At 69.6% G+C, this 24,111-nt stretch carries 26 protein-coding genes; 23 read left to right on the top strand and 3 right to left on the bottom strand.

All coding sequences use genetic code 11. The features are described from left to right. Positions 1-14 precede the first annotated feature (14 nt). From ACWTPI_RS06385 to ACWTPI_RS06485, 21 genes are all read left to right on the top strand, one after another. A complete protein-coding gene (locus ACWTPI_RS06385) occupies positions 15-323 on the top strand; it encodes a DUF2818 family protein (RefSeq protein WP_020203644.1) in 309 nt (102 codons plus the stop codon). 63 nt (positions 324-386) lie between these two features. Then, entirely contained in the window at positions 387-1,016 is a 630-nt protein-coding gene (locus ACWTPI_RS06390; protein WP_454732452.1) for an NUDIX domain-containing protein, read from the top strand. Between the two features lie 214 nt (positions 1,017-1,230). Continuing rightward, positions 1,231-1,686, top strand: a complete 456-nt coding sequence (locus ACWTPI_RS06395; protein WP_020203646.1) for a DUF1178 family protein — start codon at positions 1,231-1,233, stop codon at positions 1,684-1,686. Positions 1,687-1,779: 93 nt separating this feature from the next. Then, positions 1,780-2,982 carry an acyl-CoA dehydrogenase family protein gene (locus tag ACWTPI_RS06400; protein WP_454731215.1) on the top strand — a complete coding sequence of 401 codons (1,203 nt, stop codon included), beginning with the start codon at positions 1,780-1,782 and terminating at the stop codon, positions 2,980-2,982. Between the two features lie 13 nt (positions 2,983-2,995). Continuing rightward, positions 2,996-4,114 carry an acyl-CoA dehydrogenase family protein gene (locus tag ACWTPI_RS06405; RefSeq protein ID WP_454731216.1) on the top strand — a complete coding sequence of 373 codons (1,119 nt, stop codon included), beginning with the start codon at positions 2,996-2,998 and terminating at the stop codon, positions 4,112-4,114. Positions 4,115-4,220: 106 nt separating this feature from the next. Then, a complete protein-coding gene (locus ACWTPI_RS06410) occupies positions 4,221-4,670 on the top strand; it encodes a MaoC family dehydratase (RefSeq protein WP_020203649.1) in 450 nt (149 codons plus the stop codon). 109 nt (positions 4,671-4,779) lie between these two features. Continuing rightward, the gene (locus ACWTPI_RS06415; protein ID WP_020203650.1) at positions 4,780-5,259 is read left to right on the top strand and encodes a MaoC family dehydratase; all 480 of its coding nucleotides are present in this window, start codon (positions 4,780-4,782) and stop codon (positions 5,257-5,259) included. Positions 5,260-5,731: 472 nt separating this feature from the next. Further along, complete coding sequence (gene urtA, locus ACWTPI_RS06420) at positions 5,732-6,997, top strand: urea ABC transporter substrate-binding protein (RefSeq protein WP_029043746.1); 1,266 nt, start codon at positions 5,732-5,734, stop codon at positions 6,995-6,997. Positions 6,998-7,266: 269 nt separating this feature from the next. Beyond that, on the top strand, positions 7,267-8,901 hold the full coding sequence (urtB, locus tag ACWTPI_RS06425) for an urea ABC transporter permease subunit UrtB (protein ID WP_052165896.1): 1,635 nt from the start codon (positions 7,267-7,269) through the stop codon (positions 8,899-8,901). After that, positions 8,901-10,148, top strand: a complete 1,248-nt coding sequence (urtC, locus tag ACWTPI_RS06430) for an urea ABC transporter permease subunit UrtC (protein ID WP_454732453.1) — start codon at positions 8,901-8,903, stop codon at positions 10,146-10,148. Before urtB ends, urtC begins: the two co-directional genes overlap by 1 nt. Continuing rightward, positions 10,145-10,993, top strand: coding sequence for an urea ABC transporter ATP-binding protein UrtD (urtD, locus tag ACWTPI_RS06435; RefSeq protein WP_059412985.1), 849 nt, complete (start codon positions 10,145-10,147; stop codon positions 10,991-10,993). Before urtC ends, urtD begins: the two co-directional genes overlap by 4 nt. Before the next feature lie 2 nt (positions 10,994-10,995). Next, positions 10,996-11,688, top strand: a complete 693-nt coding sequence (gene urtE, locus ACWTPI_RS06440) for an urea ABC transporter ATP-binding subunit UrtE (RefSeq protein WP_059412984.1) — start codon at positions 10,996-10,998, stop codon at positions 11,686-11,688. A gap of 117 nt (positions 11,689-11,805) precedes the next feature. Further along, complete coding sequence (locus ACWTPI_RS06445) at positions 11,806-12,681, top strand: urease accessory protein UreD (protein WP_454731217.1); 876 nt, start codon at positions 11,806-11,808, stop codon at positions 12,679-12,681. Between the two features lie 52 nt (positions 12,682-12,733). Continuing rightward, entirely contained in the window at positions 12,734-13,036 is a 303-nt protein-coding gene (locus ACWTPI_RS06450) for an urease subunit gamma (RefSeq protein ID WP_020203657.1), read from the top strand. A gap of 60 nt (positions 13,037-13,096) precedes the next feature. Next, entirely contained in the window at positions 13,097-13,708 is a 612-nt protein-coding gene (locus ACWTPI_RS06455; RefSeq protein ID WP_059412982.1) for a HupE/UreJ family protein, read from the top strand. 64 nt (positions 13,709-13,772) lie between these two features. Next, positions 13,773-14,078 carry an urease subunit beta gene (locus ACWTPI_RS06460; RefSeq protein ID WP_020203659.1) on the top strand — a complete coding sequence of 102 codons (306 nt, stop codon included), beginning with the start codon at positions 13,773-13,775 and terminating at the stop codon, positions 14,076-14,078. Next, the gene (gene ureC, locus ACWTPI_RS06465) at positions 14,078-15,796 is read left to right on the top strand and encodes an urease subunit alpha (RefSeq protein WP_020203660.1); all 1,719 of its coding nucleotides are present in this window, start codon (positions 14,078-14,080) and stop codon (positions 15,794-15,796) included. The genes ACWTPI_RS06460 and ureC overlap by 1 nt, the downstream gene beginning before the upstream one ends. A gap of 20 nt (positions 15,797-15,816) precedes the next feature. After that, complete coding sequence (gene ureE, locus ACWTPI_RS06470; protein WP_454731218.1) at positions 15,817-16,440, top strand: urease accessory protein UreE; 624 nt, start codon at positions 15,817-15,819, stop codon at positions 16,438-16,440. A 37-nt stretch (positions 16,441-16,477) separates the two neighbouring features. Beyond that, a complete protein-coding gene (locus tag ACWTPI_RS06475; protein WP_454731219.1) occupies positions 16,478-17,170 on the top strand; it encodes an urease accessory protein UreF in 693 nt (230 codons plus the stop codon). 34 nt (positions 17,171-17,204) lie between these two features. Beyond that, positions 17,205-17,834, top strand: coding sequence for an urease accessory protein UreG (ureG, locus tag ACWTPI_RS06480; protein ID WP_020203664.1), 630 nt, complete (start codon positions 17,205-17,207; stop codon positions 17,832-17,834). Between the two features lie 310 nt (positions 17,835-18,144). Continuing rightward, the gene (locus ACWTPI_RS06485) at positions 18,145-19,143 is read left to right on the top strand and encodes a threonine/serine dehydratase (protein WP_454731220.1); all 999 of its coding nucleotides are present in this window, start codon (positions 18,145-18,147) and stop codon (positions 19,141-19,143) included. Between the two features lie 43 nt (positions 19,144-19,186). On the opposite strand, the gene ACWTPI_RS06490 is transcribed toward ACWTPI_RS06485, so the two are convergent. Further along, entirely contained in the window at positions 19,187-19,573 is a 387-nt protein-coding gene (locus ACWTPI_RS06490) for a helix-turn-helix domain-containing protein (protein WP_020203666.1), read from the bottom strand. Between the two features lie 419 nt (positions 19,574-19,992). Here ACWTPI_RS06490 and ACWTPI_RS06495 point away from each other — a divergent pair, with 419 nt between their 5' ends. Then, the gene (locus ACWTPI_RS06495) at positions 19,993-20,808 is read left to right on the top strand and encodes a hypothetical protein (RefSeq protein WP_020203667.1); all 816 of its coding nucleotides are present in this window, start codon (positions 19,993-19,995) and stop codon (positions 20,806-20,808) included. A gap of 31 nt (positions 20,809-20,839) precedes the next feature. Here the strand turns inward: ACWTPI_RS06495 and ACWTPI_RS06500 are convergent, their stop codons facing one another. Both ACWTPI_RS06500 and ACWTPI_RS06505 read right to left on the bottom strand, forming a co-directional pair. Next, entirely contained in the window at positions 20,840-21,532 is a 693-nt protein-coding gene (locus ACWTPI_RS06500; protein WP_020203668.1) for a glutathione binding-like protein, read from the bottom strand. Between the two features lie 191 nt (positions 21,533-21,723). After that, entirely contained in the window at positions 21,724-22,986 is a 1,263-nt protein-coding gene (locus ACWTPI_RS06505; RefSeq protein WP_020203669.1) for an acyl-CoA dehydrogenase family protein, read from the bottom strand. A gap of 166 nt (positions 22,987-23,152) precedes the next feature. Here ACWTPI_RS06505 and ACWTPI_RS06510 point away from each other — a divergent pair, with 166 nt between their 5' ends. Continuing rightward, positions 23,153-24,085 (top strand): LysR family transcriptional regulator, encoded by a 933-nt coding sequence (locus ACWTPI_RS06510; RefSeq protein ID WP_020203670.1) that lies wholly within the window; start codon positions 23,153-23,155, stop codon positions 24,083-24,085. Positions 24,086-24,111 lie beyond the last annotated feature (26 nt).

Below are 24,111 nucleotides of genomic sequence, written 5' to 3' on the forward strand. Positions count from 1 at the left end.
GGCGGCGCAGGCAGATGAGCTCGTCCGCGGCAGGCTGGTTTGTCATCTTGCTGGCACTTGTGTGTGCCAACCTGCCGTTCGTCAACCAGCGGCTGTTCGCCGTGATCCCGCTGCGCTTCGCCAGGAAGCCGCTGTGGGTCCGGCTGGCCGAGTTGATCACCTGGTACGTGTGCGCCGGCCTGGCCGGCTTCGCGGTGGAGGCGGGCCTCGGCAACGCCTTCCCGCAGGGTTGGCAGTTCTACGCCATCACCGCCTGCATGATGCTGGTGTTCGCCTTCCCCGGCTTCACCTGGCAATACCTCGTCAAACATCGCGCGGCCTGAGGCCCGGGCAGTGAAGGCGCCCGGCCGGCCGTGCCCGGACCCGGAGCTTTCATGAGCGACACGATGGACACGGCCGCGGCCGATGCCGGCCACGGCGATCCCGCCGCCGGCGACGATCTCGCCCTCAGGGAAACCTGCGTGGCCTCCGCCACGCTGCACCAGGGCAAATTCCTCACGCTCAGGCAGGACATCGTCAGGCTGCCCGACGGCAAGCATGCCGGGCGCGAGTACGTGCTGCATCCCGGCGCGGTGATGATGATCCCGCTGTTCGACGACGGCACCGTGCTGATGGAGCGGCAGTTCCGCTATCCGGTCGGCGAGGTGATGCTCGAATTCCCGGCCGGCAAGCTCGACCCCGAGGAAGGCGCGCTGCGCTGCGGCGAGCGCGAGCTGCGCGAGGAAACCGGCTACAGCGCGCGGCGCTGGGACTACCTCACGCGCATCCACCCGGTCATTTCCTACTCCACCGAGTTCATCGACATCTTCCTCGCGCGCGACCTGGCCGCGGGCGAGGCCGAGCTCGACGACGGCGAATTCCTGGAAACCTTCATCGTGCCCGCGGGGCAGGTGCTGGACTGGGTGCGCACCGGCCGCATCACCGACGTCAAGACCATCATCGGCGCGTTCTGGCTCGAGAAAGTGATCTCCGGAGCCTGGCAGCCCGGCGAACAGGCGCTGCCCGGCCCGCGCTGAGGCGCGCCGGCGCTTTCCCTGGCCGCATCCGGGCATGCGCGTAGAATCCCATTCCTTAGCCGTGCGTGCGCGGCCATGCCCCGGCTTTTCCACCTTTTCCACCGTGCGGAACACGCGCGGGAGGCCGGCCGGGCAAGGCCGCAAAAAAATTAGCACGACCGTTCACAAAATTCCGTTTCGCGGATACTATAGCTTTCGACGGGCTGGAAACATCATGAAGGTGCTCGACCTGCGCTGCGCGCAAGACCATCGTTTCGAGGGCTGGTTTGCTTCGGAGGACGATGCGCAGGCGCAGATTTCGCAGAAACTCGTCCAATGCCCGATCTGCGCCGACCATGCCATCACCCGGCTGCCCAGCGCGCCGCGCCTGAACCTGTCCGGCGCGGCCGCCGCGCCGGCGGGCAGGGCGGCCGCCGGGGCGCAAGCCCCGGGCGCGGCTCCGGTGACGCTGCAATCGCTCTACATGAAGGCGGTGAAGCAGGTGCTGGCGCAGACGGAGGACGTGGGCGAGCGCTTTGCCGAGGAGGCGAGGCGCATGCATTACGACGAGGCGCCGGAACGCGGCATCCGCGGCACGGCGTCCCCCGACGAAGTGCAGGCGCTTGCCGAAGAGGGCATCGATACCTTCCAGCTCGTGGTGCCGGCTGCGCTCAAGCAGACGGCTCACTGAACAGCGTCCTGTGCCCGCGGCAGTGTCTTGCCGGCGCATGACGCGCTAGCAAGAACAATTGCCGGTCCCAAACCGGCATCACTGGAGACGGGCATGGATCTCAACTACTCGGCGGCCGACGATGCCTTCCGCGCGGAAGTGCGCGCCTGGCTGGAGGCCAATCTGCCGGCCGACATCAGCAGCAAGATTCTCAACCATCGCCGCCCCAGCCGCGACGACCTGGTGCGCTGGCACAAGCTGCTGGCCGGCCGCGGCTGGTCCGCGCCGCACTGGCCCGTGGAATATGGCGGCACCGGCTGGAATGCCACCCAGCGCCATATCTGGGACGAGGAAAATGCCCGCGTCGGCGCGCCCGGCGTGCTGCCCTTCGGCGTGGCGATGGTCGCGCCCGTGATCATGAAGTACGGCAGCGAAGCGCAGAAGCAGTACTACCTGCCGCGCATCCTGGACTGCACCGACTGGTGGTGCCAGGGCTACTCCGAGCCGGGCTCGGGCTCCGACTTGGCCTCGCTCAAGACCCGCGCCGAGCTGACCGCCGACGGCAAGCACTACATCGTCAACGGCCAGAAGACCTGGACCACGCTCGGCCAGCACGCCGACATGATCTTCTGCCTGGTGCGCACCGATCCCGAAGCCAAGAAGCAGGAGGGCATCTCGTTCCTGCTGATCGACATGAAGACGCCGGGCATCACCGTGCGCCCGATCATCATGCTCGACGAAGAGCACGAAGTGAATGAGGTGTTCTTCGACAACGTGCAGGTGCCGGTGGAAAACCGCGTCGGCGAGGAGAACCGCGGCTGGACCTACGCCAAGTACCTGCTCGGCCACGAGCGCACCGGCATCGCCCGCGTGGGCAACTCCAAGCGTGAACTGGGCTTCCTCAAGCGCGTGGCGAAGCAGCAGCAGAAGAACGGCCGCCCGCTGCTCGAAGACCCGCTGTTCGGCGCCAAGGTCGCCGCGCTGGAGATCGAGCTGATGGCGCTGGAGCTGACCGTGCTGCGCGTGGTGTCGAGCGAGAGCGCCGGCAAGGGCCCCGGCCCCGAGGCCTCGATGCTCAAGATCAAGGGCACCGAGATCCAGCAGATGCTGACCGAGCTGATGGTGGAGGCCGTCGGCCCCTACGCGCAGCCGTTCGACACCGCCTACCTGGAATGCGAGCACGACCACGCCGTCACCGGCTACGACGATGCCGCGCCGCTGGCCGCCTACTACTTCAACTATCGCAAGACCTCCATCTACGGCGGGTCCAACGAAATTCAGAAGAACATCATCAGCCAGATGATCCTGGGACTGTGAGGAGACACGCGACATGAACTTCAATCTCAGCGACGAACAGAAGCAGCTGGCCGATGCCATCCACCGCTTCATCGACAAGAGCTACGACTTCGAGACCCGCAGGAAGAACATCAAGTCCGCCAGCGGCCACGGCGACGCGGCCTGGGGCGCGCTGGTCGAGCTTGGCCTGACTGCGCTGCCGGTGTCGGAGGCGCAGGGCGGCTTCTCGGGCACCGCCGTCGACATGATGGTGGTGCAGCAGGAACTGGGCCGCGGCCTGGTGGTGGAGCCGTACCTCGCCACCGTGGTCGGCGCCTGCGCGCTCAGGCTGGCCGGCGGCCAGGACGCGCTGCTGGAGCAGGTCGCTGGCGGCGCGCTCAAGCTGGCGGTGGCCTTCAACGAGCCGCACGCGCGCTACGCGCTCAACGACGTGCGCGTCACCGCCAAGGACGGCAAGCTCAACGGCCGCAAGTCCGTGGTCCTCCACGGCGCGCAGGCCGGCAAGCTCATCGTCTCGGCGCGCACCGCCGGCGCCGATGCTGACACCGGCGGCATCTCGCTGTTCCTGGTCGACCCGCGGGCCGCCGGCGTCAGCGTCACCGACTACCGCACCATCGACAACCTGCGCGCCGCCGACATCACCTTCACGGATGCGCCGGGCGAACTGCTGGGCACCGCCGGCGCCGCGTGGGACGTGATCGAGCAGGTCGCCGACTACGCCGCCGTGCTGCTGTGCGCGGAAGCGGTCGGCGTGATCGACGCGCTCAACGCCGCCACGCTGGAATACGCCAAGACGCGCCAGCAGTTCGGCCAGCCCATCGCGCGTTTCCAGGCGCTGCAGCACCGCATGGTGGAGATGTTCATCCACGCCGAGCAGTCGCGCTCGATCACGCTGCTGGCCGCGGCCAGGTTCGACGAGGCCAGCCCGGCCGAGCGCCGGCGCCTGGCCTCGGCCGCCAAGGCGCGCGTCGGCCAGGCGGCCCGTTCGGTCGGCCAGGAGGCGGTGCAGATCCACGGCGGCATGGGCGTGACCGACGAACTGCCGGCCGCGCACATGTTCAAGCGGCTGACGCTGATCAACACCACCTTCGGCGACGTCGACCATCACCTGGGCCGCTTCGCGGCGCAGCCCGGGTTCCTGGAAACCGCCTGATCCGGGAACATGACAGAAACCGCGCCGCAGTCCGGGCGCGGTTTTTTTCATGCCGCGGCCACCGCCGCGCCACACGCCACACGCCACAGAAGGAAAAGGAGCATCCATGCCTTCCCTGTATTTCGAAGACTTCACCGTCGGCAGCAAGCGCGACCTCGGCTCGCACCTCGTGACCGAGGAAGAGATCCTCGCCTTCGCGCGCCAGTACGATCCGCAGCCCTTCCACGTCGACAAGGACGCGGCGCAGAACAGCATCTACAAGGGCCTGATCTCGAGCGGCTGGATGACCTGCTCGATCATGATGCGGCTGCTGGTGGACAACATGACTTCCAAGTCGGCCAGCATGGGCTCGCCCGGCGTGGACGAGATCCGCTGGCTCAAGCCGGTCTACGCCGGCGACACGCTGAGCGTGTCGCTGGTGGTGCTCGACGCGCGCGCGTCCACCTCCAAGCCGGACCGCGGCGTGATCCACACCCAGTGGGAAGCCACCAACCAGCGCGGCGAGCTGGTCTGCACGGTCAAGGGCATGGGCATGTACGGCCGCCGCCCGGCCTGAGGCCGTTGCCAGCCCGCCTGCATCAAGGCATCATCTGGCGGCGCCGGTTCGCGCCGCTTTCGCCATCTTCGCCACCCCGCCACCCCCGCGACAACAACAAGGAGACACCATGCGTACCATCGCTTCGCTCGAAGAACTGGAAAGCCTGCAAGGCCAGGAAGTGGCCGTCAGCGACTGGATCGAAGTCACCCAGCACCAGGTCAACCAGTTCGCCGAAGCCACCGGCGATCATCAATGGATCCACGTCGACGTGGAGCGCGCGCGCCGCGAGTCGCCGTTCGGCGGCCCGGTGGCGCACGGCTTCCTCACGCTGTCGCTGCTGCCCGCGTTCCTGCACAACGCGCTCGACATGCCCGGCGTGAAGATGGGCGTGAACTACGGCCTGAACCGCGTGCGCTTCACCGCGCCGGTGCCGGTCGGCAGCCGCCTGCGCGCGCGCGTGAAGCTGCTCTCGGTGGAGCGCCTCGAGCCGCTGCCCAACGCGCCCGCGCTGGTCGGCGCCCAGTCGATCTGGGAAGTCACGGTGGAGCGCGAAGGCAGCGAGCGGCCCGTGTGCGTGGCGGAGTCGATCACGCGCCGCTACTCGTAGCACCGGCTCGCGGCACCGACGCATAGCACCCACAGCACCGCATGGCCGGGCGCGCCTGCCGCGCCCGGCGCGTATTTCTCGCCGATGCGCGCCGCCGCCCACGCCGCGGCGGTTCGCATCGACCCTTCCCCGCACCACGAAGCCGCCGCGCCAGTTCCGTCGCCGGTTGCGCCGTTCATCCCCCCTGGTTCCCCACCGCCATTCGCATCCGCGGAAGGCCGCCGCGCACCACGGCGCGGCAGTCCGGCCGGCGCGCGCGGCCGCGCATGCCCCAATCTGAGTCTGGCCGCCGCCGTGCACGGAGTTGGTGCGCATACATCGCGCACAGTCGTGGTGCGCAGGGCTTTCCCCCGCCACCGGAAGCACGCCACGGCTCGCCCCGCGGCGCCCGGCGCTCATGGCACGCTAGTTGCAGATACGTTACTTGGGGTGCGTTGTTCCTTATCAAACACGAGACAATCTGGGAGCTGCAATGAAACGACGTGACATGCTGAAGCTGTCGGCGGTAGCCGCCGCGGCGCTTTTCGCAACGGCCGGGGTCAGCCCGCTGGCGATGGCGCAGTCCAAGGATCCGATCAAGGTCGGTGTCCTGCATTCGTTGTCCGGCACCATGGCCATTTCCGAAACGTCGCTCAAGGACGTGGCGCTGATGACCATCGACGAGATCAACAAGAGCGGCGGCGTGCTCGGCCGCAAGCTCGAGCCGGTGGTGGTCGATCCGGCCTCCAACTGGCCGCTGTTCGCCGAGAAGGCGCGCCAGCTCGTCACCAACGACAAGGTCGCCGTGACCTTCGGCTGCTGGACCTCGGTGTCGCGCAAGTCGGTGCTGCCGGTCTACGAGGAACTCAACGCGCTGCTGTTCTACCCGGTGCAGTATGAAGGCGAGGAGATGTCCAAGAACGTCTTCTACACCGGCGCGGCGCCCAACCAGCAGGCCATCCCCGCGGTCGAGTACCTGATGAGCAAGGAAGGCGGCGGCGCCAAGCGCTTCTTCCTGCTGGGCACCGACTACGTCTACCCGCGCACCACCAACAAGATCCTGCGCGCCTTCCTCAAGAGCAAGGGCGTGGCGGACAAGGACATCGAAGAGGTCTACACGCCGTTCGGCCACAGCGACTACCAGACCATCGTCGCCAACATCAAGAAGTTCTCGCAGGGCGGCAAGACCGCGGTGATCTCCACCATCAACGGCGACTCCAACGTGCCGTTCTACAAGGAGCTCGGCAACGCCGGCCTGAAGGCCAAGGACGTGCCGGTGGTGGCCTTCTCCGTGGGCGAGGAAGAACTGCGCGGCATCGACACCAAGCCGCTGGTCGGCCACCTGGCCGCGTGGAACTACTTCATGTCGGTCAAGAACCCGACCAACGACGCCTTCAAGAAGGAATGGGCGGCGTGGGTCAAGGCCAACAACCTGCCGGGCGGCGACAAGCGCGTGACCAACGACCCGATGGAAGCCACCTACGTCGGCATCCACATGTGGGCGCAGGCCGTGAAGAAGGCCGGCAGCACCGATCCGGACAAGGTGCGCGCGGCCATGTACGGCCAGACCTTCAAGGCCCCGGACGGCTTCACGCTGACGATGGGCGACAACCACCACCTGTACAAGCCGGTGATGATCGGCGAAGTCAAGGGCGACGGCCAGTTCACGGTGGTGTGGAAGACGCCGAAGCCGATCCGCGCGCAGCCGTGGAGCCCGTTCATCTCCGGCAACGAAGGCAAGCCGGACAAGGTGATGTAAGCCGGCGGCGCAAGCCGCCGCGCGATGCCGGCGCGAGGCGCGCTGCCTCTCCCGCCGGGCCGCGGCGCGGGGCGGGGGGCGGGCCGGCAACGCGCCACGCCGGCCTCCCCGCCGCCGCGCGCGGCATCGTCAGAAGGCCCGAAGGCCAGCCGGCCTGAAGGCCGGCCCTTTCTTCCGCCCTGTCCGCCGGGCGGAAGCCGCCCGCATCGCTGCGCCCCCAAGTACAAGAGACGCGACCCGAAGCGCGCAACCAGGACTCCGCCAGCCCTATGCACCGATCCTTTTCCCTTTCCGCCTTGCCCTGGCTGCGCGCCATGCTGGCCGCGCTGCTGCTGGCCGCGGCGCCGCTGTGGGCCGCGCCGCTCACGCAGGCCGACCTCAAGCCGCTGGCCGAGGACGACTTCGACGCCAAGACCGCCGCGCTGACCGCGCTGGCCAAGGCGCCGCCGGAACAGGCCGGCCCCATCCTCAAGGCGCTGCAGGACGACGCGCTGCAATACGCGCCGTCGGTCGGCATGGTGCGCCAGGACGGCGACAAGACCCTCGACGCGATCACCGGCAAGCCCGTGGCCGTGAAGGCCGACGAGCTCGAATCGCTCACGCTCAACAACAGCCTGCGCGCGCTGGTGGACAGCGCCGCCAGCAGCATGCTGCTGCAGTCGCCCGACGCCACGGTGCGCGCGCAGGCCGTCGACACGCTGCTGGACCAGCCCGGCAGCGCCTCGCGCGAGACCGTGGAAGCCGCGCGCAAGGCCGAGGCCGACGCCGGCCTGCGCGCCAAGCTCGACGTGATCTGGGCCAACATCGTGCTGGCCGAAGGCAGCCGCGACGACCGCCTCGAGGCGGTCCGCATCCTCGGGCGCGACAGCAACCCGCAAAGCCGGCAGAAGCTCCAGCCGCTGGTGGAGAAGGACGCCGCCGGCAACTACCGCGAGCCCGACGCCGAGCTGCGCGGCGCCGCCCAGCAGGCGCTCGACGCGCTGCGCGGCGACCAGCGCCGCGCCGAGCTGATCGGCAACCTGTTCGCCGGGCTGAGCCTGGGCAGCGTGCTGCTGCTGGCGGCACTCGGGCTGGCCATCACCTACGGCCTGATCGGCGTCATCAACATGGCGCACGGCGAATTCCTCATGATCGGCGCCTACGCCACCTACATGGTGCAGGGCGTGTTCCGCGCGCACTTCGCCGGCGCCTTCGACTGGTATCTGCTGGCGGCGCTGCCGGCCTCGTTCCTGGCCTCGGCCATCGTCGGCTTCGTGCTCGAGCGGCTGGTGCTGCGCCATCTGTACGGGCGCCCGCTGGAAACCCTGCTGGCCACCTTCGGCGTGAGCCTGCTGCTGATGCAGGCGGTGCGCACGCTGTTCGGCGCGCAGAACGTGGAAGTGGCCAACCCGTCGTGGATGAGCGGCGGCATCGAATGGCTGCCGGGGCTGGTGCTGCCCTACAACCGCATGGTCATCATCGTGTTCGCGCTGGCCGTGGTGGCGGTGGCGTGGGGCGTGCTCAACCGCACGCGGCTCGGCCTGTTCGTGCGCGCCACCACGCAGAACCGCACCATGGCGGCCTGCGTGGGCGTGCGCACGTGGAAGGTGGACAGCTACGCGTTCGCGTTCGGCGCGGGCATCGCCGGGCTGGGCGGCTGCGCGCTGTCGCAGATCGGCAATGTCGGGCCCGACCTCGGCCAAGCCTACATCATCGACTCCTTCATGGTGGTGGTGCTGGGCGGCGTGGGCCAGCTCGCCGGCACCATCATCGGCGCCTTCGGCCTGGGCCTCGTCAACAAGTTCATCGAGCCGTTCTACGGCGCGGTGCTGGCCAAGATCTTCGTCCTGGTGCTGATCGTGCTCTTCATCCAGAAGCGCCCGCAGGGACTGTTCGCGCTCAAGGGGCGCAGCGCGGAGGCATGATGCAGACATCGACAAGCAATCCATCCGCAACGGGTTTCCGGCTGGCCGTGCCGGCGCGCCAGCCGCTGTTCACGCGGCGCGGCTGGTCGGCGCTGGTGGTGCTGGCGCTGATCGCCGCGGTGGGCGTGCCGGTGTGCGCGCTGCTGCTGCCCGAAGGCCATCCGCTGCACGTGTCGGCCTACGTGCTCACGCTGGTCGGCAAGATCATGTGCTTCGCGCTGGCCGCCATCGCGCTGGACCTGGTGTGGGGCTACTGCGGCATCCTCAGCCTCGGCCACGGCCTGTTCTTCGCGCTCGGCGGCTACGCGATGGGCATGTACCTGATGCGCTCGATCGGGCGCGAGGGCGTGTACAAGAGCGACCTGCCCGACTTCATGGTGTTCCTCGACTGGAAGGAGCTGCCGTGGTTCTGGCACGGCACCGGGCACCTCGGCTACTCGCTGCTGCTGGTGGTGCTGGTGCCGGGCGTGCTGGCGTGGCTGTTCGGCTTCTTCGCGTTCCGCTCGCGCATCAAGGGCGTGTACCTGTCGATCATTACGCAGGCCATGACCTACGCCGCCATGCTGCTGTTCTTCCGCAACGAGACCGGCTTCGGCGGCAACAACGGCTTTACCGACTTCAAGCGCATCGCCGGCTTCGCGGTGGCCGCGCCGCACACGCGCACCGCGCTGTTCGTGCTGACCTTCGCCGCGCTGCTGGCCGGCTTCATCGCCTGCCGCTACATCGTTACCTCCAAGCTCGGCCGCGTGGTCACGGCGGTGCGCGACGCCGAGATGCGCGTGATGTTCTCGGGCTACAACCCGCTCGGCTACAAGCTGTTCGTGTGGACCTTCTCGGCGGTGCTGTGCGGCATCGCCGGCGCGCTCTACGTGCCGCAGGTGGGCATCATCAACCCGGGCGAGATGTCGCCGGCCAACTCCATCGAGATGGCGGTGTGGGTGGCCGTGGGCGGGCGCGGCACGCTGATCGGCCCGGTCATCGGCGCCTTCCTCGTCAACGGCGCCAAGACCATGTTCACGGCGTACTTCGCCGAATACTGGCTGTTCCTGCTCGGCGCCATGTTCGTGCTGGTCACGCTGTACCTGCCGGACGGCGTGATCGGCCTGCTCAAGCGGCTGCGCGGCGAGCCGGCGCGGCGCCAGCCCGCGCAGGGCGCGGCCCCGGCGGGCGCCTCGCCCGTCGTCACCCCATCGAATGCAAGCGAGGCGGCGCCGGCCGGCGCCACCCGCAGCGGAGGCGACGCATGAACGCGGCACTCGGAAACCAACAGGCGGAAAGCGGCGACGCCACCGGCCTCGGCCGCGTGCTGGAGCCGGGCGTCATCGACGTCTCGCACGGGCCCATCCTCTACCTGGAAGACGTCACCGTGCAGTTCGACGGCTTCCGCGCGCTCAACAACCTGTCGCTGTCGATCGACCACGGCGAGCTGCGCTGCGTGATCGGCCCCAACGGCGCCGGCAAGACCACCATGATGGACGTGATCACCGGCAAGACCGGGCCGCGCAACGCCAACGTGAGCGGGCGCGTGTTCCTCGGCCAGAGCATCGACCTGATGCGCATGACCGAGCCGAAGATCGCGCAGACCGGCATCGGCCGCAAGTTCCAGAAGCCGACCGTGTTCGAGCAGCACGAGGTGTGGGAGAACCTGGAGCTGGCCATGAAGGCCGACAAGCGCTGGTGGTCGTCGCTGCGCGCGCGGCTGGGCGCCGAAGGCCATCGCCGCATCGAGGAAACGCTGGCGCTGACCGGGCTCGAGGACGAGGCCTACCGCCCCGCGGGGCTGCTCTCGCACGGGCAGAAGCAGCGCCTGGAGATCGGCATGCTGCTGATGCAGCAGCCGCAGCTGCTGCTGCTCGACGAGCCGGTGGCCGGCATGACCGACGAGGAAACCATGCAGCTCGCCGCGCTGCTCAACAGCCTGCGCGGCACCTGCTCGATGATGGTGGTGGAGCACGACATGGAGTTCGTCGCCGCGCTGGCGGGGGACGCCGGCACCGTGACCGTGCTGGCCGAGGGCAGCCTGCTGGCCGAAGGCACGCTCGACGCGGTCAAGCGCGACGAGCGCGTGATCGAATCCTACCTGGGAAGATAACCATGCTGCAGGTCAACGCACTGAACCAGTTCTACGGCGGCAGCCACATCCTGCGCAACGTCAGCTTCGAGGTGCCGCAGGGCAAGCTGACCACGCTGCTGGGCCGCAACGGCGTGGGCAAGAGCACGCTGCTCAAATGCCTGATGGGCGTGGTGCCGACCAAGAGCGGCAGCATCAGCTGGGCCGGGCACGCGCTGGAGAAGAAGCCGCCCTACGAGCGCGTGGCCGCCGGGCTGGCCTACGTGCCGCAGGGCCGCGAGATCTTCCCGCGCCTGACCGTGGAAGAGAACCTGCTGATCGGCGCGGCCAGCCTCAAGCGCCCGAGCGGCGTGCCCGACCGCATCTACCAGCTGTTCCCGGTGCTGCGCAGCATGCGCGCGCGCCGCGGCGGCGACCTTTCCGGCGGGCAGCAGCAGCAACTGGCGATCGGCCGCGCGCTGATGAGCGAGCCGGAACTGCTGATCCTGGACGAGCCCACCGAAGGCATCCAGCCGTCCATCATCCAGGACATCGGCCGCGCGCTGCGGCTGCTGGTGGACGAGTTCGGCATGACCGTGCTGCTGGTGGAGCAGTACTACGAATTCGCGCGCCACCTGGCCGACCACTACGTGGTGATGAGCCGCGGCGAGGTGGTGGCGAAGGGCGAGGGCGCGCGCATGGAAGAGGACGGGGTGCGGGAGCTGATCGCGGTGTGAGGCGGATGGCAAGCTGCGCGCTGCGCCGCCGCGATACCACTTCCAGCCGGCCGGGCCGCGCGCTATGATGCCCGCATCACGCGCGCCGCGCCGCCGGCGCCCGCTTTCCAGGTTCCCATGCGTCATCCGGATTTTCCTTCGACCGTTGCCGTGCCGCCCGCATGGGAGGCCAGCCTGCGCCTGGCGTTCGCCGCGCGCGGCGAACGCACCGCGCTGGTCGAGCGGCGCCACCGCGGCCCGCTGCTGGTGCAGAAGCCGCTCTATCCCGAAGGCGGCATCTGCCACGCGGTGATCCTGCATCCGCCCGCCGGCATCGCCGGCGGCGACAGCCTGGAGATCGCGCTGGCGGCGGGTGCCGGCGCGCATGCCGTGATCGCCACGCCGGGCGCGACCAAATGGTACAAGTCGCTCGGCCGCGCGGCGGCGCAGCGCGTCACGCTAGAACTGGATGCGGGCGCGCGGCTGGACTGGCTGCCGCAGGAGAACATCGTGTTCGACGACGCGCATGCGTGCCTGTCCACCACGCTGACGCTGGCGCCCGGCGCCAGCGCGATTGGCTGGGATGCCGTGGTGCTGGGGCGCCAGGCCAGCGGCGAGACCTGGGCGCGCGGCACGCTGCACATGGACACGCGCATCGCGCTGGCGGGCAGCCGGCGCGCGCTGTGGCTCGAAAGCGCGCGGCTCGACGCCGGCTCGGCGCTGCGCCGCGCGCCGGCCGGGCTGGACGGGCTCAACGTCATGGCCACGCTGTGGGCGGTGGGCGAGGGCGCCACGCCGGCGCTGGCCGAGGCGCTGGCGGAAACGCTGCCGTACCGCGCCGACCTGCGCGCCGGCGTGACGCGCCTCGAGCAGGACGGCCACGCCATGCTGCTGCTGCGCGTGCTGGGCGCGCGCATGGAAGACGTGCGCGCGCTGATGGTGCGGGCGTGGAGCGCGCTGCGCGAGCCCATCCACGGCGTGCCGGCGCGGCCGCTGCGCCTGTGGGCGACATGAGGGCCCGGCGCGGCGCCGGCACGGACAACAACGAAACAACGGGAATGCCGAGATGGAACTGACTCCGCGAGAGAAAGACAAGCTGCTGATCTTCACCGCCGCGCTGCTGGCCGAGCGCCGCCGCGCGCGCGGGCTCAAGCTCAACTACCCGGAAGCGGTGGCGCTCATCACCGCCGCCATCATGGAAGGCGCGCGCGACGGCCGCACCGTGGCCGAGCTGATGCACGAAGGCACCACCGTGCTGACGCGCGAGGACGTGATGGACGGCGTGGCCGAGCTGATCCCCGAGATCCAGGTCGAAGCCACCTTCCCGGACGGCACCAAGCTGGTCACGGTGCATCACCCGATCGTCTAAGGCGAGCCACGCCGCATCCTGTCGCATCCTGTCCAACAAGAAAACACGAGGCATCAAGACATGAACCGTTCCACCCGCGCGCGCGCCATCGTCGGCGCCTCCCTGGCGCTGGCCAGCGCCGCCGCCATCGCCCATCCCGGCCACGATGCCGCCACCGTCGGCGCCAGCCTGTGGGCCGGCCTGCTGCATCCGTTCACCGGCATGGACCACCTGCTGGCGATGACCGGCGTGGGCGTGTGGAGCGCGCTGGGCGCGCGCTCGCCGCGCGAGGCGCTGCGCATGCCGTTCGTGTTCGTCGCGCTGATGCTGGCCGGCGCCGCGCTCGGGCTGGCGGGGGCGGGGCTGCCGCTGGTGGAGCCGATGATCGCCGCCTCGCTGCTGGTGATCGGCCTGCTGGTGGCGCTGCGCGCCAGGCTGCCGGCGTGGGCCGGCATGGCCATCGTCGGCGGCTTCGCCGTGTTCCACGGCTACGCGCATGGCGCCGAGCTGCCCACCGCGGCGGGCGCGCTGCCGGCCGCGGCCGCCTACGTGGGCGGCTTCACCGTGGCGACCATGATGCTGCACCTGAGCGGCATCGGCCTGGGCCAGGCGCTGCGCCGCCACGCCGGCTGGCTGGCGCGCGTGGCCGGCGCGGGCGTGGCGCTGTACGGCGTCGGCCTGATGGTGGCCTGATGTGGCTCGATGCGGCCCGGCGCCGCTTTCGCATCGCGTTGGAAACGTCGACAAGGAACCCGACATGATTCCCGGTGAACTGATGCCCGCCGAGGGCGAGATCGAACTCAACGCGGGCCGCCAGACGGTCAGCGTGACGGTGGCCAACACCGGCGACCGGCCGGTGCAGGTTGGCTCGCACTTCCATTTCTACGAGACCAATGCCGCGCTCGACTTCGACCGCGAGGCCGCGCGCGGCTTCCGCCTGAACATCGCCGCCGGCACCGCGGTGCGCTTCGAGCCGGGCCAGAGCCGCACGGTCGAGCTGGTGGCGCTGGCCGGTGCGCGCATCGTCTACGGCTTCAACGCCAAGATCATGGGAGCGCTGTGATGAGCGTGAAAATCTCCAGGCAGGCCTATGCCGAGATGTTCGGCCCCACCACCGGCGACCGCCTGCGGCTGGCCGACACCGGGCTGGTGATCGAAGTCGAGAAGGACTTCACCATCTACGGCGAGGAAGTGAAGTTCGGCGGCGGCAAGGTGATCCGCGACGGCATGGGCCAGAGCCAGCGCATGGCGAAGGATTGCGTCGACACCGTCATCACCAACGCGCTGATCGTCGACCACTGGGGCATCGTCAAGGCCGACATCGGCCTCAAGGACGGGCGCATCGCATCCATCGGCAAGGCCGGCAACCCGGACATCCAGCCCGGCGTGACCATCGTGGTCGGGCCCGGCACCGAGGTGATCGCGGGCGAGGGCATGATCGTCACCGCCGGCGGCATCGACAGCCACATCCACTTCATCTGCCCGCAGCAGATCGAAGAGGCGCTGATGAGCGGCGTCACCACCATGATCGGCGGCGGCACCGGGCCGGCCACCGGCACCTTCGCCACCACGGTGACGCCGGGGCCGTGGTTCATGGAGCGCATGCTGCAGGCGGTGGAGGCGTACCCGATGAACATCGGCCTGCTCGGCAAGGGCAACGCCAGCCAGCCGGGGCCGCTCACCGAGCAGGTCGAGGCCGGCGCCATCGGCCTCAAGCTGCACGAGGACTGGGGCACCACGCCGGCGGCCATCGACACCTGCCTGGGCGTGGCCGATGCCACCGACACCCAGGTCGCGATCCACACCGACACGCTCAACGAGGCCGGCTTCGTCGAGGCCACGGTGGCGGCGTTCAAGGGCCGCACCATCCATACGTACCACACCGAAGGCGCCGGCGGCGGCCACGCGCCCGACATCATCAAGGTGTGCGGCGAGGCCAACGTGCTGCCGTCGTCGACCAACCCGACGCGGCCCTACACGGTCAACACGCTCGACGAGCACCTCGACATGCTGATGGTGTGCCACCACCTCGACCCGTCCATCGCCGAGGACATCGCGTTCGCCGAGAGCCGCATCCGCCGCGAGACCATCGCCGCCGAGGACATCCTGCACGACCTGGGCGCGTTCTCGATGATCTCCAGCGACTCACAGGCGATGGGGCGCGTGGGCGAGGTCATCATCCGCACCTGGCAGACCGCGCACAAGATGGCCGCGCAGCGCGGCAAGCTGCCCGGCGACCCCAACGACGCGCGCGGCGGGCACGACAACTTCCGCGTCAAGCGCTACATCGCCAAGTACACCATCAACCCCGCGCTCACGCACGGCATCGCCCACGAAGTGGGCTCGGTAGAGGTCGGCAAGTGGGCCGACCTGGTGCTGTGGAAGCCGGCCTTCTTCGGCGTCAAGCCGAGCCTGATCCTCAAGGGCGGCATGATCGCCGCGGCGGCGATGGGCGACCCCAACGCGTCGATCCCCACGCCGCAGCCGGTGCACTACCGCCCGATGTTCGCCGCGGCCGGGCGCGCGCTGCACAAGTCGTCGCTGACCTTCGTCTCGCAGGCCGCGCTGGCCGCCGGCGTGGGCGCGCGCTACGGGCTGGAGAAAACGCTCTCGGCCGTGCGCGGCACGCGCACTGTGGGCAAGCGCGACATGGTGCACAATGACTGGCAGCCGCACGTCACGGTCGATCCCGAGACCTACCAGGTTGTCGCCGACGGCCAGTTGCTGATGTGCGAGCCGGCCACCGTGCTGCCGATGGCGCAGCGCTATTTCCTGTTCTGAATTTCCGTTTCGAGCCCGCCTTGCAGAAGATCGACAAACACCTGAGCGCCCCGCACGGCATCGCCGCCGTGCTGGTGCGCCGCGCGCCCAAGCTGGTGCTGCCCTTCGCCGAACGCAGCAAGAGCCGCCTGCGCGCCACGCTCGACAACGGCGAGGAAGTCGCCCTGTTCCTGCCGCGCGGCACCGTGCTGCGCGGCGGCGACCTGCTGGTCACGGAAGGCGGCGTGTTCGTCGAGGTGCAGGCCGCGGCGGAGTCGGTGCTGCAGGTCGGCGCGGCCGACCCGCAGGCACTGATGCGCGCCGCCTACCACCTCGGCAACCGCCACACGCCGGTGGAAGTCGGGCGCGACTACCTGCGCCTCGAATACGACCCCGTGCTGGCCGACATGCTCGCGCGCCTGGGCGTGCGCGCCGAGCGCGCCGAACTGCCGTTCGAGCCGGAAGCGGGCGCCTACGGCGGCGGCCACAAGCACGGCCACGACGCCACCTTCGCCGAGGACTACGCGGCGGCGCAGGCGGTGTTCCATGAGCATCATGGGCACGATCACGATCACGATCACGATCACGATCATGGTCATTCGCATGGCCACTCGCACGATCATGATCATCACGTGCATGACGAGCATTGCGGGCACAAGCATTGAGCGGTCGCCCGGCATGTAGCGCGCCGGCGATTCACCCATGACCCAGCTCTCCCAACTGCTCTCCCTCCTGCACTTGGCCTCGCCCGCGCTGCCGATCGGCGGTTTCAGCTATTCGCAGGGCCTGGAGGCGGCCATCGACTGCGGCCTGGTGCGCGACGCCGACAGCGCCGAGCAGTGGGTGCGCAGCAACCTGCTCGACGTGCAGGCGCAGTGCGAGGCGCCGGTGTGGCTGCTGCTGTTCCGCGCCTGGCGCGCGGGCGATGCCGGCGGCGTGGCGCAGTGGAACGACTGGTTCCTCGCCACGCGCGAGAGCGCGGAGCTGCGGCTGGAGACCGGGCAGATGGGCTGGTCGCTGGCGCGGCTGGTCGCGCAGATGGAGTGGGGCGACAATGCGCTGCGCGCGCAGCTCGCGGCACTGTCGCCGGTGTGCCTGCCCACGGCCTTCGCCGCGGCGTGCGCGGCGCTCGGCGTGGACGAGCGCGACGGGCTGGCGGCCTATTGCTTCAGCTGGGCCGAGAACCAGGTGGCCGCGGCGCTCAAGGCGGTGCCGCTCGGGCAGGTGGCCGGCCAGCACATCCTGCGGCGGCTGCACGCGGCGGTGGCGGAGACGGTCGGCGAGGCGGCGCGCCGCGCCGATGCCGGGCCGCCCGAGCTGTCGACCTTCTCGCCGATGCTGGGCCTGCTGTCGGCCCGCCACGAAACCCAGTATTCCCGGCTGTTCCGTTCCTGAGCGGCCCATCTTCACCGAGATACGATTCCCGATCATGACCCAGGCCCGTACCAAGAAGAATCCCCCGCTGCGCGTCGGCGTGGGCGGCCCCGTCGGTTCCGGCAAGACCACCTTGCTGGAGATGCTGTGCAAGGCCATGCGCGAGCGCTATGACCTGGTGGCCATCACCAACGACATCTACACCAAGGAAGACCAGCGCCTGCTGACCATCTCGGGCGCGCTGCCGGCCGAGCGCATCATGGGCGTGGAGACCGGCGGCTGCCCGCACACCGCGATCCGCGAGGACGCCTCGATCAACCTCGAGGCGGTCGACCGCATGCTGGCGAAGTTTCCCGACGCCGACATCGTCTTCATCGAATCGGGCGGCGACAATCTCGCGGCCACCTTCAGCCCGGAATTGTCGGACCTGACCATCTACGTGATCGACGTGGCCGGCGGCGAGAAGATCCCGCGCAAGGGCGGGCCCGGCATCACCAAGTCAGACCTGCTGGTGATCAACAAGACCGACCTCGCGCCCTACGTCGGGGCCAACCTCGACGTGATGGAGAGCGACGCGCGCAAGATGCGCGGCGCGCGCCCGTTCGTGATGGGCAGCGTGAAGTCGGGGCAGGGGCTGGAGCAGGTGATCGCGTTCATCGAGCGCCAGGGCCTGCTGGCGGTGTAGGCTTGCCGCGCGCCGGCGGCATTTGCGCCGCCGGCCGCTTGTGGCATACTTTGCAGCCTATGCCCGCTGCCGTCTTCGCCCCTTCCTTGCCGTGCCACGCCACCGATTCCGGTGACGCCGCCGCACGCATGGGCGCAGCGCGGGCATGCCCGGTGCCTGCCGCCGTCTTCTCCTCTTCCGCTTTCTCCATCATTCGAATTATCCGGGGTCGCTGAGCTGCGGCTTTGGCTGGTGCTCGGTGGCCCGTGGTCCGTTTGACCGCGCACGCCGCCCGGCCTGCGCGCGACTTCCGATCCGATGGAGAATCCCGATGTCCGACCTTCCCGAGCTGCGCGCGCACGCCAGCTATCCCGTCCTGGCCGAGATCCAGGACGCGGCGCAGCGCCTGCGCGGCAACGTGCTGGAAACCCCCGTGTGGCGCTGGCAGACCGGCGCCGTGCGGCAGCTCGACCCGGCCACCGAAGTGTGGCTCAAGATGGAGCTGTTCCAGATCACCGGCACCTTCAAGCTGCGCGGCGCGCTCAACAGCATGGCGCGGCTCGACGCTGACGCGCGCCGGCGCGGCGTGGTGGCGGCGAGCGCCGGCAACCACGCGATGGCGGTGGCCTATGCCGCCCGGGTGGCGGGCGTGGACGCCAAGCTGGTGATGCCGGCCGGCGCCAGCCCGGCGCGCGTGGCGGCGTGCCGCGAGTGGGGCGCGCAGGTGCTGCTGCTGCCCGACGTGCATGCCGCCTTCGCGCACGCGCAGCAACTGGCGGCGCAGGAAGGCCGCACGGTGGTCCATCCGTTCGACGGCCCGCTGATCGCGCAGGGCACGGGCACGGTGGGGCTGGAGCTGATGCGCCAGGTGGCGGGGCTGGAGGCGGTGGTGGTGCCGGTGGGCGGCGGCGGCCTGTGCGCGGGCATCGCCGCGGCGGTCAAGCAGATCAACCCGGCCTGCAAGGTCTATGGCGCGGAGCCGGCCGGCGCCGACGCCATGACGCGCAGCTTCGAGGCGGGGCGCCCGCAGGTGCTGGAGCGCGTGGACACCATCGCCGACAGCCTCGGCGCGCCTTATGCGATGGACTACAGCTTCGGCGTGTGCAGCCGTTTCGTCGACGACATGGTGCGGGTCTCGGACGAGGCCATCCGCGAGGCCATGCGCATGCTCTACCGCGACATGAAGCTGGCGACCGAGCCGGCCACCGCGGTTTCCACCGCGGCCCTGCTGGGGCCGCTGCGCGAGCGGCTCGAAGGCCGCAAGGTGGCGCTGGTGCTGTGCGGGGCCAACCTCGACGCGGCGCGCTTCGCCGAGCTGCTGGCGGCCTGACGGGCATCAGGGCGGGCGCCGGCTGGGCCGGCGCGCCGCCGCATCACATCTGCTGCTGCGCCCGCGCCGCGATCACGCGCGCCACCGAGGCGATGGCATCCTGCTCGGTGTCGTTCATCAGCGCCATGTGGCGCACGGTCACGCGCTGGGCCGGCGTGATGTTGAACTCCGCGCAGCGCTGCTCGAGCACCAGCGCGCCGCCGTCGCCCTTGCCGCTGCCGAAGTTCAGCATCTCGGCCGGGTTGACGCCGAGCGTGCCGGACAGCGCGCAGATGTTGATGAGGGAGACATTGCGCACGCCGCGCTCGATGCCGCTGAGGTAGGAACGCGCCATGCCGCTTTCCAGCGCGAGTTTTTCCTGCGACCAGCCGCGCTGCCGGCGAAGTTCCGCCAGGTGCAGCCCGAAGAGCTTGAGAGGATCACCGATCATGGCTCGATTCGTGGAGAAGGACGAAGCGAGGTTAAGGGTTTGACCTCTTTGTATCGACGCCTTATAGTAGGTCTCACTATGAGTGTCAGATGCGAACGGCAGGAAAGATACCGCAATCTGCTAGGAAAATTCCGTCAAGTGCGGCTAATTGTTAAAGGAATGTAATAGGCCGGAGCGCGGCGTTCCGCCGCGTGCCGGCTCTCCGGCGGGGCGCGCCCGGGCAGGAGTGCCGGCGGTGCGTGCCCGGTCCGGCATCGCCATGATGCCCGCGGCCGGCGCGCCGGAACTTGTCCGATTGATACGGAGGCGGCACGGCCCGCGGGGAACGCCGGCAGGGCCGGGCGCGGCCACGCGGTCCCGATCCCCGGGCAGGCGCGGCATTTGTCCATCTGGCATCCATCCAGCGGAAAGGAGGTGACATGCGTGTGTTTTCCTTGTTCGACGCGCAGGTGCGCGGCGAAATCGTGGCCGGCGCGGCGGCTTCGGCGCTGCGCGTCGGCCTGCAGGTCAGGGTGGTGCCGGAAGCCGCGGGCCTGGGCAGCAGCGGCGACTACGTCTTCCTGCGGCAGGGCGCGATGCAGCCCGGCATCGCCGCCGCGCGGGCGGAGTGGTGGGCCTGCCTGTGCGGCGCGGTCAAGGTGACGCCGGCCGGCTGCGCGCCGGTGCTGCTGTCGGCCGGCAGCGTCTATGCGATCCGCCAGGGCGAGCGCCTGCGGCTGGCGGCGCTGCAGGACAGCGTGCTGGTGCGCGCGGTGCTGGACCCGCAGGCGGTGGGGCTGGTGGGCGCCGGGCTGACCAGCAGCTTCGATGCGTTCGCGGCGGGCCAGGCGGAGCGCTGGCGCATGCAGGGCGGGGCTGGCGATGCGCAGGCGGGGCCGGCCGGCGGGCATGCGCCGCCGCGCCTGAATGCGGCCTTCGTGACGATCGCCGAGGGCGAGCCGGCCTGGGCCGAGCGGCTGCGCGCCGGTGGCCTGAACTGGGCCGCGTGCCACGAAGGCACGCTGCGCCTGCAATGGCATTCGCCGTGGCCGCATGTGGAGCGCCAGGTGGCGTACCTGCAGCCCGGCATGGTGTTCGCGCCGGACCCGGAGGAGGGCTACCGCATCGACGCCCTCGATCCCGTGGCCAGCCTGCTGTGCTGCCTGCAGGCGCCGCGGCGCGAGCCGGCCTGCGCGGGCGTGGCGGGCGTGGAGGGCGCAGGGGGCGGCGCGGCGCAGGCGGTCTCGCTGCACTGAGCCGCCGGCGCGCGCAATGACGCCGCGGGCTTCAGCGGCGCTGGTACTGCGTGGCGCCGAACAGGACTTCCCGTTCCTTGTCGTCGCGGATGGGCTTGCGCGCGCCGGCCAGCACCTCCACGCCGCGCTTGACCGCGGGGCGCTCGGCGATCTCGTTGAACCAGCGCTTCAGGTGCGGGTAGTCGTCCAGCTCCACGCCCTGGTTCTGCCAGCTGCGCAGCCACGGGAAGGTGGCGATGTCCGCCACCGTGTACATGTCGCCGGCCAGCCACGGATGCGCCGACAGGCGCTTGTCGATCACGCCGTACAGGCGGCGCGCCTCGTTGGTGTAGCGGTTGATGGCGTACTCGATCTTTTCCGGCGCGTACATGCGGAAGTGATGGGCCTGGCCCAGCATCGGGCCCACGCCGCCCATCTGGAACATCAGCCATTGCAGCGCCTCGTACTTGCCGCGCACGTCCTCGGGCAGGAACTTGCCGGTCTTGCCGGCGAGGTAGAGCAGGATCGCGCCGGACTCGAACAGCGAGATGGGCTGGCCGTCCGGGCCGTCGCTGTCGACGATGGCGGGGATCTTGTTGTTCGGGCTGATCTTGAGGAAATCGGGTTCGAACTGGTCGCCGGCGCCGATGTTGACGGCATGGACCTTGTACTCGAGGCCGCACTCCTCGAGCATGATGTGGATCTTGTGGCCGTTGGGCGTGGGCCAGGAATAGGCGTCGATCATCGGGGAGGGGCTCCTGGGAAGGATCGCTGCGATCGCCGTGCCTGCTGCGACCGCGTGGAGGTTGGGCCGCCACCTCAACGCCGAGGTGGCGAACCGCGCGATTTAAGCACAGAAGAAAAAAACGCGCAGACGAGGCTGCGCGTTTCCATTCCGGCGGCAGGGGATGCATCCCCGCCGCGGCGGCGGCGGGCTCAGAAGCCGCGCGTGACCGGCATGGAGATGTCGTCCGGGTTGATGTTCATGTGCTTGGCCAGCTCCAGCTTGGCGATGGCATTGCGGTGCACCTCGTCCGGGCCGTCGGCCAGGCGCAGCGTGCGCTGGTGCGCCCACCACGAGGCCAGCGGGAAGTCGTCAGAGACGCCGGCCGCGCCGTGCACCTGGATGGCCCAGTCGATCACCTTCAGGGCCATGTTCGGCGCCACCACCTTGATCATGGCGATCTCGGCCTTGGCCACCTTGTTGCCCACGGTGTCCATCATGTAGGCGGCCTTGAGCGTGAGCAGGCGCGCCATCTCGATGTCGCAGCGGGCCTCGGCGATGCGCTCGCGCGTCACGCCCTGCGCCGCCACCGGCTTGCCGAAGGCCACGCGCTTGAGCGCGCGCTGGCACAGCAGCTCGAGCGCGCGCTCGGCCACGCCGATGCTGCGCATGCAGTGGTGGATGCGGCCCGGGCCGAGGCGGCCCTGGGCGATCTCGAAGCCGCGCCCTTCGCCGAGCAGGATGTTGGCCGCCGGCACGCGCACGTTCTTCAGCTCGATCTCCATGTGGCCGTGCGGCGCGTCGTCGTAGCCGAACACCGGCAGGAAGCGCTTGATGGTGATGCCCGGGGTGTCGGCCGGCACCACGATCATCGACTGCTGCTCATGGCGCCCGGCGTCCGGGTTGGTCTTGCCCATCACGATGTAGACTTGGCAGCGCGGGTCGCCCGCGCCCGACGACCACCACTTGGTGCCGTTGATCACGTATTCGTCGCCGTTGCGCTCGATGCTGCAACTGATGTTGGTGGCGTCCGACGAGGCCACGGCCGGCTCGGTCATCAGGAAGGCCGAGCGGATCTCGCCGCGCAGCAGCGGCTCCAGCCAGCGGTCCTTGAGCGACTCGGAGGCGTAGCGCTCCAGCGTTTCCATGTTGCCGGTGTCCGGCGCGGCGCAGTTGAACACCTCGGCCGACCAGGGCACCCGGCCCATGATCTCGCACAGCGGCGCGTATTCGAGGTTCGACAGGCCTTCCGGCGCGCGCTTGGAATGCGGCAGGAACAGGTTCCACAGGCCCGCTTCGCGCGCCAGCGGCTTGAGCTCCTCGATCACCTTGGTCGGGACCCAGGCGTTGCCGGCCTGGCGGTTGGCCTGGATTTCCGCGTAGAAGCGCTTCTCGTTCGGATAGATGTGCTTGTCGAAGAAGGCCAGCAGGCGCGCCTGCATTTCCTTGACCTTGGGGGTGTACTCGAATTCCATGTTGTCTCCTCCACCTCTGCATGAGAGCCCGGGAGCCGCTGCCGGCCCCGGCGGACGCGGTCTGCGTCGACTGGGGAGGACTCTACCGCAATCCAGATAATTAGAAAAATGAATTTTCTGGATTTGCCAGTATCAATAGGGTGCATTCCGTGCCAGAATCGACGCCATGCAGCTCTCCCGCATCGACCTCAATCTCTTCGTCGTCTTCGACGCCATCTACAGCGAAGGCAGCATCACCGCGGCCGCGCGCCAGCTCAACCTGACGCAGCCCGCGGTGAGCCACGCGCTGGGGCGCCTGCGCACCCTGTTCGACGACCCGCTGTTCGAGCGGCGCGGGCAGGGCATGGCGCCCACGCCGCTGGCGCGCTCGCTGGCCGCCGAGGTGCGCGCCGCGCTGCAGTCGTTCGCGCGCACCTTGCAGGACACGCCGCACTTCGACCCGGCCGCCACCGTGCGCCGCTTCACCATCGGCATGCGCGACGCGCTCGAATCCACGCTGCTGCCGCCGCTGATGGCGCGCGTGACCGCGATGGCGCCGCAGGTGGAGATCGCGGCGATCCGCTTCGATAGGCGCGAGATGGAGTCCGAGCTGCTGGCCGGCACGCTCGATGCCGCCATCGACATCCTGCTGCCGGTCTCGCCCGCGATCCACCACGCGCCGTTCATGGCCGACCCGATGGTGGTGCTGGCGCGCCGCGACCATCCGCTGGTCAAGAAGGAACTGACGCTGGAGCGCTACCTGGCGGCCGAGCACGTGCATGTGTCGTCGCGCCGGCGCGGCGCCGGGCTGGAAGACCAGGCGCTGCACCGCATGGGCCTGACGCGCCGCGTGCGCCTGCGCTGCCAGCACTACGCGGCGGCCTGCCGCGTGGTGAGCTGCACCGACCTGCTGGCCACGCTGCCGCTGCGCTACGCGCGCATCGCCAACGAGCCCTACGCTAACCGGCTGCTGTCGCTGCCGTTCAAGGTGCCGTCGCTGGAACTGCACCTGTACTGGCACGCCGGCGGCGAGAACGACGGCGCCAACCGCTGGTTGCGCGAGCAGTTGCTGGCGGTGATCGCCGCGCTGGGCGGGCAGGGCGAGGCGGCGCCGGGCTGAGGCGCGCGTTTTTTCCACTTGCCTGT

It is taken from the genome of Cupriavidus ulmosensis, assembly GCF_977008105.1.

Excerpts from the sequence above, each read along its gene's own strand:
- ACWTPI_RS06385 (WP_020203644.1), top strand. The coding sequence starts at position 15 with ATGAGCTCGTCCGCGGCAGGCTGGTTTGTCATCTTGCTGGCACTTGTG.
- ACWTPI_RS06390 (WP_454732452.1), top strand. The coding sequence starts at position 387 with ATGGACACGGCCGCGGCCGATGCCGGCCACGGCGATCCCGCCGCCGGC.
- ACWTPI_RS06395 (WP_020203646.1), top strand. The coding sequence starts at position 1,231 with ATGAAGGTGCTCGACCTGCGCTGCGCGCAAGACCATCGTTTCGAGGGC.
- ACWTPI_RS06400 (WP_454731215.1), top strand. The coding sequence starts at position 1,780 with ATGGATCTCAACTACTCGGCGGCCGACGATGCCTTCCGCGCGGAAGTG.
- ACWTPI_RS06405 (WP_454731216.1), top strand. The coding sequence starts at position 2,996 with ATGAACTTCAATCTCAGCGACGAACAGAAGCAGCTGGCCGATGCCATC.
- ACWTPI_RS06410 (WP_020203649.1), top strand. The coding sequence starts at position 4,221 with ATGCCTTCCCTGTATTTCGAAGACTTCACCGTCGGCAGCAAGCGCGAC.
- ACWTPI_RS06415 (WP_020203650.1), top strand. The coding sequence starts at position 4,780 with ATGCGTACCATCGCTTCGCTCGAAGAACTGGAAAGCCTGCAAGGCCAG.
- urtA (WP_029043746.1), top strand. The coding sequence starts at position 5,732 with ATGAAACGACGTGACATGCTGAAGCTGTCGGCGGTAGCCGCCGCGGCG.
- urtB (WP_052165896.1), top strand. The coding sequence starts at position 7,267 with ATGCACCGATCCTTTTCCCTTTCCGCCTTGCCCTGGCTGCGCGCCATG.
- urtC (WP_454732453.1), top strand. The coding sequence starts at position 8,901 with ATGCAGACATCGACAAGCAATCCATCCGCAACGGGTTTCCGGCTGGCC.
- urtD (WP_059412985.1), top strand. The coding sequence starts at position 10,145 with ATGAACGCGGCACTCGGAAACCAACAGGCGGAAAGCGGCGACGCCACC.
- urtE (WP_059412984.1), top strand. The coding sequence starts at position 10,996 with ATGCTGCAGGTCAACGCACTGAACCAGTTCTACGGCGGCAGCCACATC.
- ACWTPI_RS06445 (WP_454731217.1), top strand. The coding sequence starts at position 11,806 with ATGCGTCATCCGGATTTTCCTTCGACCGTTGCCGTGCCGCCCGCATGG.
- ACWTPI_RS06450 (WP_020203657.1), top strand. The coding sequence starts at position 12,734 with ATGGAACTGACTCCGCGAGAGAAAGACAAGCTGCTGATCTTCACCGCC.
- ACWTPI_RS06455 (WP_059412982.1), top strand. The coding sequence starts at position 13,097 with ATGAACCGTTCCACCCGCGCGCGCGCCATCGTCGGCGCCTCCCTGGCG.
- ACWTPI_RS06460 (WP_020203659.1), top strand. The coding sequence starts at position 13,773 with ATGATTCCCGGTGAACTGATGCCCGCCGAGGGCGAGATCGAACTCAAC.
- ureC (WP_020203660.1), top strand. The coding sequence starts at position 14,078 with ATGAGCGTGAAAATCTCCAGGCAGGCCTATGCCGAGATGTTCGGCCCC.
- ACWTPI_RS06475 (WP_454731219.1), top strand. The coding sequence starts at position 16,478 with ATGACCCAGCTCTCCCAACTGCTCTCCCTCCTGCACTTGGCCTCGCCC.
- ureG (WP_020203664.1), top strand. The coding sequence starts at position 17,205 with ATGACCCAGGCCCGTACCAAGAAGAATCCCCCGCTGCGCGTCGGCGTG.
- ACWTPI_RS06485 (WP_454731220.1), top strand. The coding sequence starts at position 18,145 with ATGTCCGACCTTCCCGAGCTGCGCGCGCACGCCAGCTATCCCGTCCTG.
- ACWTPI_RS06490 (WP_020203666.1), bottom strand. The coding sequence starts at position 19,573 with ATGATCGGTGATCCTCTCAAGCTCTTCGGGCTGCACCTGGCGGAACTT.
- ACWTPI_RS06495 (WP_020203667.1), top strand. The coding sequence starts at position 19,993 with ATGCGTGTGTTTTCCTTGTTCGACGCGCAGGTGCGCGGCGAAATCGTG.
- ACWTPI_RS06500 (WP_020203668.1), bottom strand. The coding sequence starts at position 21,532 with ATGATCGACGCCTATTCCTGGCCCACGCCCAACGGCCACAAGATCCAC.
- ACWTPI_RS06505 (WP_020203669.1), bottom strand. The coding sequence starts at position 22,986 with ATGGAATTCGAGTACACCCCCAAGGTCAAGGAAATGCAGGCGCGCCTG.
- ACWTPI_RS06510 (WP_020203670.1), top strand. The coding sequence starts at position 23,153 with ATGCAGCTCTCCCGCATCGACCTCAATCTCTTCGTCGTCTTCGACGCC.